The organism is Pseudomonas sp. FP2196, from assembly GCF_030687715.1.
In the GTDB taxonomy this organism is placed as follows: domain Bacteria; phylum Pseudomonadota; class Gammaproteobacteria; order Pseudomonadales; family Pseudomonadaceae; genus Aquipseudomonas.
The window spans coordinates 2,069,279-2,081,495 of record NZ_CP117445.1 but is presented as its reverse complement, the minus strand read 5'-3'; the positions used below and the strand labels follow the sequence as shown (position 1 = coordinate 2,081,495).

The window sequence follows — 12,217 nt, the reverse complement described above, 5'->3', positions numbered from 1 at the left end:
ATGGTCATTGAGATGAGCACTGGCCTGATCCGTGGCCTCGGCACCGTCGTGGTGTTCGTGGCTTTTATCGGCCTGACCCTGTGGGTGTTCAACGGCAAGCGCAGTACGGAATTCGCCGAAGCACGCCTGCTGCCGTTCGCCGACGAACCGCAACCCGACACTACCCCAGCATCTGAACCAAGGAGTACCCGGCCATGACCACCTTCTGGAGTACGTGGATCTGCGTACTGACCATCGGCAGCCTGATCGGCCTGACCTGGCTGCTGATCGGCACCCGCCGGGGCGAGACCAAGGGCAGCGTCGACCAGACCATGGGCCACAGCTTCGACGGCATCGAGGAGTACGACAACCCGCTGCCGCAGTGGTGGTTCATGCTGTTCGCCGGCACGCTGGTGTTTTCCGTGGGCTATCTGATCCTGTATCCGGGGCTGGGTAACTGGAAAGGCATCCTGCCAGGCTACGAGGACGGCTGGACCGGCGTTCACGAGTGGGAAAAGGAGATGAACAAGGCTGACGCCAGATTCGGGCCGATCTTCGCCAAGTTCGCCGCCATGCCGGTGGAGGAAGTGGCGAAGGATCCGCAGGCGCTGAAAATGGGTGGCCGTCTGTTCGCGTCAAACTGCTCGGTGTGCCACGGCTCGGACGCCAAGGGTGCGTTCGGTTTCCCTAACCTGGCTGACAGCGACTGGCGCTGGGGCGGCGATGCCGGCACCATCAAGACCACCATCATGGGTGGCCGGATGGCAGCGATGCCGGCCTGGGGCGAAGTACTCGGCGAGGCTGGGGTGAAGAACGTCGCCGCTTACGTACGTCACGAACTGGCCGGTCTGCCATTACCAGCCGACAGCAAGGCTGACCTGCAAGCCGGGCAACAGGCGTTCAGCACCACCTGCGTCGCCTGTCACGGGGCAACCGGCCACGGCACTGAAGCCATGGGCGCGCCGAATCTGACGCACCCGGCCGGATTTATCTACGGCACCAGCCTGACCCAACTTGAACAAACCATTCGCCATGGTCGCCAAGGCCACATGCCGGCGCAGAACGAACTGCTGGGCAACGACAAAGTGCAATTGCTGGCCGCCTATGTGTACAACCTTAGCCATGGATTGAATACAGAAAAGCTTATTACTGAAGACAATAAAAAGTAACCATTGCACACATATCTGCCGCACCATTCTCGGTGCGGCAGATCCCCGCCCCTTTGCGACGCATTGTCGCACCCCTTTACACCCTCTCCTTTCGGTTCCCCTGATTCGGGTCTACGCTTGGTCGATGCGGACTGGCTCGTGCCGGTTCCAGGTCAACGCTAACCGCTGTGTTCTTCGAACCGGCTGACTGACGTGGCCGCAAACGCCGGTAGATACCGGCTGTCGTGCCATTTGCCGTCCGTCACCCGAACAGGCCGTTTGAACACACCCCGTTACGCGCGATCTGAACCCCTCGCTTTTTTCGTCCGCTGCGACATTTTGTCCGAGGCCAATTTTGACCTTACGCGGCGCATGGAAAGGCCGCAGAATCAGCGCTGGAAAGCATTGACCCAGGTCATGGCGCGTTGCAATGACCCCCTGCTCTCTGCATACTTGCGGCCGATTCCAATCCTAATAAAACACCCAAACCGTGGAACCTTAGAATGAGCACAGCAATCAGTCCGACTGCTTATAACTATAAGGTAGTCCGCCAGTTCGCCATCATGACGGTGGTCTGGGGGATCCTTGGCATGGGGCTCGGTGTCTTCATCGCCTCGCAATTGGTCTGGCCGGAATTGAACTTCGGTCTGCCGTGGACGAGCTTTGGACGCCTGCGCCCGTTGCACACAAACCTGGTGATTTTTGCCTTCGGTGGCTGTGCACTGTTTGCCACTTCCTACTATGTCGTGCAGCGAACCTGCCAGACGCGACTGATATCCGACAGCCTCGCGGCCTTCACCTTCTGGGGCTGGCAAGCGGTAATCGTCGGCGCGATCATTACCTTGCCGCTGGGTTACACCACCACCAAGGAATACGCGGAACTGGAATGGCCGCTCGCCATTCTGCTGGCCATTGTCTGGGTCACCTACGGTCTGGTGTTCTTCGGCACCATCACCAAGCGCAACACCAAGCACATCTATGTCGGTAACTGGTTCTACGGCGCATTCATCGTCGTGACTGCGATGCTGCACATCGTCAACCACATGTCGCTGCCGGTCAGCCTGTTCAAGTCGTATTCGGCTTACTCGGGTGCCACCGACGCAATGATTCAGTGGTGGTACGGCCACAACGCCGTGGGCTTCTTCCTCACCACCGGCTTCCTCGGGATGATGTATTACTTCGTGCCGAAACAGGCCGAACGTCCGATCTACTCCTATCGCCTGTCGATCGTGCACTTCTGGGCACTGATCACCCTGTACATCTGGGCCGGCCCGCACCACTTGCACTACACCGCACTGCCGGATTGGGCACAATCGCTGGGCATGGCGATGTCGATCATCCTGCTGGCGCCAAGCTGGGGCGGCATGATCAACGGCATGATGACCCTGTCGGGCGCGTGGCATAAGTTGCGCACCGATCCGATCCTGCGTTTCCTCGTGGTTTCCCTGGCGTTCTACGGCATGTCGACCTTCGAAGGTCCGATGATGGCGATCAAGACCGTCAACTCGCTCTCGCACTACACCGACTGGACCATCGGCCACGTACACGCCGGCGCTCTGGGCTGGGTGGCGATGATCTCGATCGGCGCGATCTACCACATGATCCCGCGCCTGTTCGGTCGCGCGCAGATGCACAGCACCGGCCTGATCAACGCGCACTTCTGGCTCGCGACCATCGGCACCGTGCTCTACATCGCTTCGATGTGGGTGAACGGCATCACCCAAGGCCTGATGTGGCGTGCAATCAACGACGACGGCACCCTCACCTACTCGTTCGTTGAAGCGCTGCAAGCCAGCCACCCGGGCTACATCGTCCGTGCGCTGGGCGGTGCATTCTTCGCCAGCGGCATGTTCCTGATGGCTTACAACGTCTGGCGCACCGTGCGCGCCTCGAACCCGGCCGAAGCCGAAGCCGCTGCCCAGATCGCTGTCGTTGGAGCTCACTGATGAAGCATGAAGCTGTCGAGAAGAATATTGGCCTGCTGGCCTTCTTCATGGTCATCGCCGTCAGCGTTGGCGGCCTGACCCAAATCGTTCCGCTGTTTTTCCAGGACGTCACCAACAAGCCGGTCGAAGGCATGAAGCCGCGTTCGGCGCTGGAACTGGAAGGCCGCGACGTTTACATCGCCAACGGTTGTGTCGGCTGCCACTCGCAGATGATCCGTCCGTTCCGCGCTGAAACCGAACGCTATGGCCACTACTCCGTCGCCGGTGAAAGCGTCTGGGATCACCCGTTCCTGTGGGGCTCCAAACGTACCGGTCCGGACCTGGCCCGTGTGGGCGGTCGTTACTCCGATGACTGGCAACGTGCGCACTTGTACAACCCGCGTAACGTGGTGCCTGAGTCGAAAATGCCGGCTTACCCGTTCCTCGTGGAAAACAAGCTCGACGGCAAAGACACGGCCAAGAAAATGGAAGTGTTGCGCACGCTCGGCGTCCCTTACACCGACGAAGACATCGCCGGTGCCAAAGATGCCGTGAAGGGCAAAACCGAAATGGACGCGCTGGTGGCCTACCTGCAGGGCCTGGGCACCATCATCAAAAGCAAACGGTGAATTAGATGGATATCGGGATGATTCGTGGCCTGGGCACCGTTGTCGTGATGGTGGCCTTCATCGGTCTGGCACTGTGGGTGTTCAGCCCCAAGCGCAAGTCGGAGTTTGAAGACGCGACCTTGTTGCCTTTTGCGGATGATCCCGAAGCCATCAAGCACGTCGAGCAAGCTTCTAGGAGTAACAAAGAATGACTACATTCTGGAGTCTGTACGTCACAGTCCTCAGTCTCGGTACGATCTTCGCCCTGACCTGGCTGCTGCTGTCGACCCGCAAGGGCCAACGCAGCGAACAGACGGACGAGACCGTGGGGCACTCCTTCGACGGGATCGAGGAGTACGACAACCCACTGCCGAAATGGTGGTTCATGCTGTTCGTCGGCACCATCGTGTTCGCGCTGGGTTATCTGGTGCTGTACCCGGGCCTGGGCAACTGGAAAGGCCTGCTGCCGGGCTACAACTACCTCGATAACGACAAGCAGACCGCGTTCGCCAACGGCCAGACAGGCTGGACCGGTGTTCACGAGTGGGAAAAGGAAATGGCTCGCTCGGACGCCAAGTTCGGTCCGATCTTCGCCAAGTTCGCCGCCATGCCAATCGAAGAAGTGGCCAAGGACCCGCAAGCACTGAAGATGGGTGGCCGCCTGTTCGCCTCCAACTGCTCTGTCTGCCACGGTTCCGACGCCAAGGGCGCCTATGGCTTCCCTAACCTGACCGACGCCGACTGGCGCTGGGGCGGTGAGCCGGAAACCATCAAGACCACCATCATGGGCGGCCGTCACGCAGTGATGCCGGCCTGGGCTGAAGTGATCGGCGAACAAGGCGTGGCCGACGTGGCTGCGTTCGTCGTCACCAACCTTGATGGCCGCAAACTGCCGGAAGGCACCAAGGCTGATCCGGCCAACGGCGGCAAACTGTTCGCCGCCAACTGCGTGGCTTGCCACGGCCCGGCGGGTAAAGGCACTCCGGCTATGGGCGCGCCTGACCTGACTCACCCGGGCGCGTTCATCTACGGCTCGAGCTTCGCGCAACTGCAGCAGACCATTCGTTACGGCCGTCAGGGCCAGATGCCTGCGCAGGAACAACTGCAAGGCAACGACAAGGTGCACCTGCTGGCGGCTTACGTTTACAGCCTGTCCCATGGTGAAAAAACACCGGAAGCCGAGGCGCAGTAAGGTCCACGCGTCGCGCATGAAAAAGGCCCCGCCAATGAGAATTGGCGGGGCCTTTTTCATGCACGCCTGGCCCAGATTGATTTCACCGGGATCGTATCGATCAGCTTCCGGTGCTGCCATTCATTTTTCTCCACCAGATAGATCTGCAGTTGCTGGCGATCCTCGGTGAAACTGGCGATCAGGTAGGTTTGTTGGGAGGTGGCCCCACTCAGGTACATCGGCACATTGCCCAACCAATAGGAATCACCACCCTCCTGATGCAAATGACCGGCAAAGACGGCCGTGACCTGATACTTTTCGAGCATTTCCCGGAAGCGCCTCTGTTGCGCCCCGTCGCCCTTCATATCGAACGGCTTGTGCATATTGACGATGATCGCGTAACCCGCAACCCTCGCCAGACGGAGGTCTTTCTCCAGCCAGTCCAGCGCGCTATTGATCTCGAAAGTCGTCGGGTTCCAAAAACTGGAAATCCTGTTTGTGTAAGTCGGCTCATTATTGAGCTGTACCAGATGAACTTCACCGATGTTCTTCGAATAAGCAAGACTCCCGGAATACAAAGACAGCGGCCAGCCAGTAACACTCAAATCAAAACTGTCCACCTTGTTCGCATGATGCTCTTTAAACTCAACAATACTGCCCGCCGCACAGGCTTCACTAAAACAATCGTCGATATTATTTTCATAATCATGATTACCCAAGCCATACAGGTAATCCGATCCAAAGTGCTTCTTCAATACCGCTGCCATATAGTCACGCTGCCAACCATGGCCGAAAGCAGTGATATCGCCGTTGATCATCAGTGGAACTTGCGCCTGCCCGCCGTGGTTTTTTCGAAAGGCAGCAATGCTGGCGAGTTGAGTTTCTACCAGCCACTTGGAGCGAACCTTGAAATCCGCGTCGGATTCGGGCTGACGGCGATCCGTCTTGTCCGTCCAGGGATATTGCGTATCCGATGCAAACACCATGTGCTTCGGCGTATTCTCTATGGAATGAGCCGGGACAAACGAAAACAACAAACAGACACCCAGAATAAAACATTGAACCTTATTATCAGTCATCAGACACCACTTCCATTTAAATAAACACGATGACGGCCTCATGCCGCCGGATCTCAAACTATTCGAAAAAAACCAAAACCTCAAATACACAACGAGGATTAATCAATTACTTTTATTTCAAACTTGCAAACTTCGACACCCATCAATACACGCAAAACAAATACATCAACACAAAGTGCTGCCGGCCGACTAACAGAGATATTCACGAATTGAGACGAATGCTCGATAGATTTGATTTTCTGCGGCGTGTAACTTGCAATTGCGCTTGACGAACATCGTCATGCAGCCCCATTAACCCATACGTTTCAAGGAAGAAAAGCCATGCGAGAATCCGATCACGATTGCGTCCAGCCATACGAGGACTTCACTTACGCCGAACAAGCAGTCGAGACTTCCACTGCGCAAACATCTGCCAACGATCACGCCACCACTGACGACACCGACAAAAAAAACAAAAACAGCGGGCTGGACGGTCTCGGCGGCGGAAGGCTGACCTGACGACGCATGACAGGGACTCGCTCGCCAGAGCGAGTCTCATGCATCGTCTATAGTCAATTGATCTGGATCAGGACTTGTGACATCTGCTACACCATTTACACCCTTCCCCCAACGCGACCAAAGGTCGCACCCGTTCATCGGCGTGACAGGCGTATCATCACGCCACTGCAACGCCCTTTCTGACCGCGGTCGGCACGTATCGACCGAGGCATTTTTCCACTGCCGTGGGATGCAATGATGAGCAACCAGATTCCGGTACACGACGTCACACCACCGAGCAAAAACGCGAACAACAGCGTCGATCTCTACGCCTCTCGAGAAAAAATCTACACCCGGGCTTTCACCGGACTGTTCCGCAATCTGCGGATGATGGGTGGCGCCGCGCTGTTCCTGCTGTATTTCGGTACGGTCTGGCTGAACTGGGGCGGCCATCAAGCCGTGTGGTGGAACTTGCCGGAACGCAAGTTCTTCATATTTGGCGCCACTTTCTGGCCACAAGATTTCATTCTGCTCTCGGGCCTGCTGATCATTGCGGCATTCGGTTTGTTCTTCATCACCGTTTATGCCGGCCGCGTCTGGTGCGGCTATACCTGCCCGCAAAGTGTGTGGACGTGGATTTTCATGTGGTGCGAGAAGGTCACCGAGGGCGACCGCAATCAGCGGATCAAGCTCGACAAGGCGCCGATGAGCGGCAGCAAGTTCCTGCGCAAATGCGCCAAACACGCGCTGTGGCTACTGATCGGTTTCGTCACCGGCATGACCTTCGTCGGCTATTTCTCTCCGATCCGCGAACTGGTCTTTGAATTCTTCACCGGGCAAGCCGATGGCTGGTCGTATTTCTGGGTCGGTTTCTTCACCCTCGCCACGTACGGCAACGCCGGCTGGTTGCGTGAGCAAGTGTGCATTTACATGTGCCCGTACGCCCGTTTCCAGAGTGTAATGTTCGACAAGGACACACTGATCGTTTCCTACGACCCGCGTCGTGGCGAAAGCCGTGGCCCGCGCAAGAAAGGCATCGACTACAAGGCTCAGGGCCTGGGCGATTGCATCGACTGCACCATGTGCGTCCAGGTCTGCCCGACCGGTATCGACATCCGCGACGGCCTGCAGATCGAGTGCATCGGCTGCGCCGCTTGCATCGATGCCTGCGACAGCATCATGGACAAAATGGACTATCCTCGCGGGCTGATCAGCTACACCACCGAGCACAACCTGTCAGGCCAGAAAACCCATAAACTGCGGCCACGCCTGATCGGCTATGCCGTGGTGTTGCTGGCGATGATCAGCCTGTTGGTCACTGCGTTCTTCATGCGTTCGCTGGTCGGTTTCGACGTCAGCAAGGACCGTGTGCTGTACCGCGAAAACGCCGAAGGCCGGATCGAAAACGTCTACAGCCTGAAAATCATGAACAAGGATCAGCGCGACCACACCTACGTGCTGGAAGCCGCCGGCCTGCCGGATCTGCGTCTGCAAGGCAAACGCGAGATCAAGGTTCAGGCGGGGGAGATTTTCAGCATGCCGGTCGAGTTGTCGAGCGCACCGGAACAATTGCCATCGAGCACCAACGAGGTGAAATTCATCCTCAAGGATGCCGATGACGACAGCGTCCACGTTGAAGCCAAGAGCCGATTCATCGGCCCACAAATCCGTTGAGAGAACTGAACATGCCCGCAGCAAACGCCGCAAGTCCCTGGTACAAGCACCTTTGGCCATGGATCATCATCGCGATTCTGGCTTGTTCGGTGACGCTGACCCTGTCCATGGTGACCATTGCGGTGAATAACCCGGACAACCTGGTCAACGACAACTATTACGAGGCCGGCAAAGGCATCAACCGCTCGCTGGATCGCGAACTGCTGGCGCAGACGCTGAAGATGCGCGCTGCCGTGCATCTGGATGACGTGACCGGCGAAGTCGACCTGCGTTTGAGCGGCGACAGTCAGCCAAAAACGCTTGAGCTGAACCTGATCTCACCGACCCAGCCGGAGAAGGATCGCAAGATCGTCCTGACCCGCAGCGAAACAGAACAGGGCCGTTACATCGGCCAGTTGAGCGACAAGATCGACGGCCGCCGGTTTGTCGAGTTGCTGGGGTCGCAGGATGATCACGTGTGGCGCATGTTCGAAGAAGAACTGGTCAATCATGACAAGGAGCTGCTGCTCGGTGATGAGCCGCTGCAAGGCGCCGAAGACCTGAAGAAGTAAACCGTTCCCTGCAGGTGCTGCCGCAGGCTGCGATCTTTTGACCTTGCTTTAAAAACAAAATCAAAAGTTCGCAGCCTGCGGCAGCTCTTACAGAGGCGGTATTGATTCAGCAGTATTAGTGAATATCCGATGACCACCCCACTCCCCTGCTACCACTGCGCCCTGCCCGTGCCGTCCGGCAGCCGCTTCACCGCCGTCGTACTCGGGGAGTCCCGCGAGTTCTGCTGCCCTGGCTGCCAGGCTGTGGCCGAAGCCATCGTGGCCGGTGGTCTGGAAAGCTATTACCAGCACCGCAGCGAAGCCTCGGCCAATCCCGACGCGCTGCCGGTGCAACTGGTCGACGAACTCGCGCTGTACGACCGCGCCGATGTGCAGAAACCCTTCGTGCGTCATGAAGGCGATCTGGCCGAAACCACCCTGTTGATGGAAGGCATCAGTTGCGCCGCCTGCGGCTGGCTGATCGAGAAGCACCTGCGCACGCTGCCGGCAGTCGCCGAAGCCCGTTTGAACCTGTCCAACCATCGCTTGCATGTGCGTTGGGCCGACGGGCAATTGCCGCTGAGCCAACTGCTCGCCGAACTGCGGCACATCGGTTACGCCGCCCACCCGTATCAGGCCGACCGCGCCAGCGAACAACTGGCCAGTGAAAACCGCCTCGCCTTGCGTCAGCTTGGCGTCGCGGGCCTGCTGTGGTTCCAGGCGATGATGGCGACCATGGCGACCTGGCCGGAATTCAACATTGACCTCAGTCCCGAACTGCACACGATTCTGCGCTGGGTCGCGCTGTTTCTGACCACGCCAATCGTGTTCTACAGCTGCGCTCCGTTTTTCAAAGGCGCCATGCGTGACCTGCGCACCCGCCACCTGACCATGGACGTCTCGGTGTCGCTGGCGATTGGCAGCGCCTACATCGCCGGAATCTGGACGTCGATCACTGGCGTCGGAGAACTGTATTTCGATGCAGTCGGCATGTTCGCCCTGTTCCTGCTCGCCGGGCGCTATCTGGAGCGCCGTGCGCGGGAACGCACGGCCGCTGCCACGGCACAGCTTGTCAATCTGTTGCCGGCCTCGTGCCTGCGTCTCGACGAGGCCGGCCAGAGCGAGCGCATCCTGCTCAGCGAACTGCGGCTGGGCGATCAGATTCTGGTGCAACCGGGTTCGATTCTGCCGGCTGACGGCAAGATCCTCGACGGCCAATCGAGCATTGATGAGTCGCTGCTCACTGGCGAATACCTGCCCCAATCGCGTATGCCGGGCGATGCGGTGACAGCCGGCACGCTCAACGTCGAAGGTGCGCTGACCGTGCAAGTGCAGGCCTTGGGTCACGACACACGCCTGTCGGCCATCGTCCGTTTGCTCGATCGCGCCCAGGCCGAGAAACCGCGACTGGCAGAAATCGCCGACCGCGCCGCGCAGTGGTTCCTGCTGCTGTCACTGATTGCCGCCGCCGCCATCGGCTTGTTGTGGTGGCAGCTGGATGCGTCACGGGCGTTCTGGATCGTCCTCGCCATGCTGGTCGCGACTTGCCCTTGCGCACTGTCGCTGGCGACGCCGACTGCGCTTACCGCCGCCACCGGCACCTTGCACAAACTCGGCTTACTGCTGACCCGTGGTCATGTGCTGGAAGGTTTGAATCAGATCGACACGGTGATTTTCGACAAGACCGGCACACTGACCGAAGGCCGACTGGTGCTGCGCTCGATTCGTCCACTGGGTTCTCTGAACAGTGATCAATGCCTGAGCCTTGCCGCCGCACTGGAGAACCGTTCGGAACATCCGATTGCCCGCGCCTTCGGCCGTGCACCTTTGGCGGCTGAAGAAGTCCATAGCACGCCCGGGCTTGGTCTCGAAGGATGGGTCGGCGAACAGCGTTTGCGCATCGGCCAGGCGGAGTTTGTCTGCGCCCTCAGCGGCGCCTTGATGCCAACGATGCCGGATGAGCCAGGCCAGTGGCTGCTGCTCGGTGACGACTCGGGAGCACTGGCCTGGTTCGTCCTCGACGACCGTCTGCGCGACGATGCCCCCGCCCTGCTCGCTGCCTGCAAGGCGCGCGGCTGGCGCACCTTGCTGCTGTCCGGTGACAGTTCGCCGATGGTCGCCAGCGTCGCTGCCGAACTGGGTATCGACGAGGCCCGTGGCGGCCTGCGCCCGGACGACAAGCTGCAAGTGCTGCAACAGTTGCACAAGGAAGGGCGCAAAGTGCTGATGCTAGGCGACGGCGTCAACGATGTGCCGGTTCTGGCCGCCGCCGATATCAGCGTAGCCATGGGCTCGGCCACCGATCTGGCGAAAACCAGCGCCGACGCGGTGCTGCTGTCCAACCGCCTCGACGCCTTGGTGCAAGCGTTCACCCTGGCCCGTCGGACTCGCCGGGTAATCATCGAAAACCTGCTGTGGGCCGCGCTGTACAATGGCCTCATGTTGCCGTTTGCCGCCCTCGGCTGGATCACACCCGTATGGGCTGCGGTCGGCATGTCGATCAGTTCGTTGACCGTGGTGCTCAACGCCCTGCGCCTGACTCGCCTGCCGAGCGCGCCGGTTTTAAACACCCGATCAGAAACCCGCCCGCTGCCGGCCTGAGCCGCGCGGGCATGGAGTACAGATGCCAGCTCTCTACGTGATGATTCCGGCCGCGCTGCTGATCGTGGCCATCGCCGTGTACATCTTCTTCTGGGCGGTGGACAGCGGGCAGTACGATGACCTCGACGGCCCGGCCCATAGCATCCTGTTCGACGACCAGGACCCGAACCACACCGCCGCCGTGGACGAAGCCAACGCGAGCAAACCGGACGACAAGGCGCCGCCCCATGGTTGAACTGGCGCCACTGCTGGTCTCGGCGCTGATCCTCGGCCTGCTGGGTGGCGGCCACTGCCTGGGGATGTGCGGCGGCTTGATGGGCGCGCTGACGCTGGCGATTCCCAAGGAACAGCGCAGTCGGCGCTTTCGCTTGCTGCTGGCCTACAACCTCGGTCGCATCCTCAGTTATGCCACCGCCGGATTGCTGATCGGCCTCGCGGGTTGGGCGGTGGCCAACAGTCCCGCCGCGCTGTTCATGCGCGTGCTGGCCGGGCTACTGCTGATTGCCATGGGCTTGTATCTGGCCGGCTGGTGGAGCGGCCTGACCCGCATCGAAAGCCTCGGTCGCGGGGTGTGGCGTCATATTCAACCGGTGGCCAATCGCTTGCTGCCGGTGTCGAGCCTGCCTCGCGCATTGCTGCTCGGCGCCTTGTGGGGCTGGTTGCCGTGCGGACTGGTTTACAGCACGTTGCTGTGGTCGGCGAGCCAGGGCAATGCGCTGGACAGTGCGTTGTTGATGTTGGCGTTCGGGCTGGGGACGTGGCCGGTGCTACTCGCGACGGGGCTTGCCGCCGAGCGGGTCACGGCGCTGTTGCGCAAACGCAGCGTGCGCATGGCGGGCGGGGTTTTAGTGATTCTGTTCGGCATCTGGACCCTGCCCGGCCCGCACCAGCATTGGCTGATGGGCCATTAAAATCAAAAGATCGCAGCCTGCGGCAGCTCCTACATTGGAATGTGTCCCCCTGTAGGAGCTGCCGCAGGCTGCGATCTTTTGATCTTATGCTGTTGATGCAAATCAAGATGCCCC

General features: G+C 59.5%; 13 protein-coding genes. 12 read left to right on the top strand and 1 reads right to left on the bottom strand.

Translation table 11 applies throughout. From position 1 onward, the window contains the following. The 6 genes from PSH79_RS09420 (at position 1) to ccoP (PSH79_RS09395) (ending at position 4,852) form a co-directional block, all read left to right on the top strand. Positions 1 to 198 carry a CcoQ/FixQ family Cbb3-type cytochrome c oxidase assembly chaperone gene (locus tag PSH79_RS09420; protein ID WP_305442315.1) on the top strand — a complete coding sequence of 66 codons (198 nt, stop codon included), beginning with the start codon at positions 1 to 3 and terminating at the stop codon, positions 196 to 198. Next, positions 195 to 1,148 carry a cytochrome-c oxidase, cbb3-type subunit III gene (gene ccoP / locus PSH79_RS09415; protein ID WP_305442314.1) on the top strand — a complete coding sequence of 318 codons (954 nt, stop codon included), beginning with the start codon at positions 195 to 197 and terminating at the stop codon, positions 1,146 to 1,148. The genes PSH79_RS09420 and ccoP (PSH79_RS09415) overlap by 4 nt, the downstream gene beginning before the upstream one ends. A 482-nt stretch (positions 1,149 to 1,630) precedes the next feature. After that, complete coding sequence (gene ccoN, locus PSH79_RS09410; RefSeq protein WP_187681077.1) at positions 1,631 to 3,073, top strand: cytochrome-c oxidase, cbb3-type subunit I; 1,443 nt, start codon at positions 1,631 to 1,633, stop codon at positions 3,071 to 3,073. Next, positions 3,073 to 3,681 carry a cytochrome-c oxidase, cbb3-type subunit II gene (ccoO, locus tag PSH79_RS09405; RefSeq protein WP_095047713.1) on the top strand — a complete coding sequence of 203 codons (609 nt, stop codon included), beginning with the start codon at positions 3,073 to 3,075 and terminating at the stop codon, positions 3,679 to 3,681. The genes ccoN and ccoO overlap by 1 nt, the downstream gene beginning before the upstream one ends. 5 nt (positions 3,682 to 3,686) lie before the next feature. Continuing rightward, positions 3,687 to 3,872, top strand: a complete 186-nt coding sequence (locus PSH79_RS09400) for a CcoQ/FixQ family Cbb3-type cytochrome c oxidase assembly chaperone (RefSeq protein WP_003175465.1) — start codon at positions 3,687 to 3,689, stop codon at positions 3,870 to 3,872. Beyond that, on the top strand, positions 3,869 to 4,852 hold the full coding sequence (gene ccoP / locus PSH79_RS09395) for a cytochrome-c oxidase, cbb3-type subunit III (RefSeq protein WP_305442312.1): 984 nt from the start codon (positions 3,869 to 3,871) through the stop codon (positions 4,850 to 4,852). The genes PSH79_RS09400 and ccoP (PSH79_RS09395) overlap by 4 nt, the downstream gene beginning before the upstream one ends. A gap of 56 nt (positions 4,853 to 4,908) precedes the next feature. Here the strand turns inward: ccoP (PSH79_RS09395) and PSH79_RS09390 are convergent, their stop codons facing one another. Next, complete coding sequence (locus PSH79_RS09390) at positions 4,909 to 5,910, bottom strand: metallophosphoesterase (RefSeq protein ID WP_305442311.1); 1,002 nt, start codon at positions 5,908 to 5,910, stop codon at positions 4,909 to 4,911. Positions 5,911 to 6,231: 321 nt separating this feature from the next. Here PSH79_RS09390 and PSH79_RS09385 point away from each other — a divergent pair, with 321 nt between their 5' ends. From PSH79_RS09385 to PSH79_RS09360, 6 genes are all read left to right on the top strand, one after another. After that, a complete protein-coding gene (locus PSH79_RS09385; RefSeq protein WP_305442310.1) occupies positions 6,232 to 6,408 on the top strand; it encodes a hypothetical protein in 177 nt (58 codons plus the stop codon). Between the two features lie 237 nt (positions 6,409 to 6,645). After that, on the top strand, positions 6,646 to 8,061 hold the full coding sequence (gene ccoG, locus PSH79_RS09380) for a cytochrome c oxidase accessory protein CcoG (RefSeq protein ID WP_305442309.1): 1,416 nt from the start codon (positions 6,646 to 6,648) through the stop codon (positions 8,059 to 8,061). An 11-nt stretch (positions 8,062 to 8,072) separates the two neighbouring features. Then, positions 8,073 to 8,612 (top strand): FixH family protein, encoded by a 540-nt coding sequence (locus tag PSH79_RS09375; RefSeq protein ID WP_187681072.1) that lies wholly within the window; start codon positions 8,073 to 8,075, stop codon positions 8,610 to 8,612. Between the two features lie 129 nt (positions 8,613 to 8,741). Beyond that, positions 8,742 to 11,192: a heavy metal translocating P-type ATPase gene (locus PSH79_RS09370; RefSeq protein ID WP_305442308.1), complete on the top strand. Its 2,451-nt coding sequence runs from the start codon at positions 8,742 to 8,744 to the stop codon at positions 11,190 to 11,192. Between the two features lie 22 nt (positions 11,193 to 11,214). Continuing rightward, positions 11,215 to 11,427: a cbb3-type cytochrome oxidase assembly protein CcoS gene (ccoS, locus tag PSH79_RS09365; RefSeq protein WP_305442306.1), complete on the top strand. Its 213-nt coding sequence runs from the start codon at positions 11,215 to 11,217 to the stop codon at positions 11,425 to 11,427. Then, positions 11,420 to 12,103, top strand: coding sequence for a sulfite exporter TauE/SafE family protein (locus PSH79_RS09360; RefSeq protein ID WP_305442304.1), 684 nt, complete (start codon positions 11,420 to 11,422; stop codon positions 12,101 to 12,103). Before ccoS ends, PSH79_RS09360 begins: the two co-directional genes overlap by 8 nt. Positions 12,104 to 12,217: the final 114 nt, after the last annotated feature.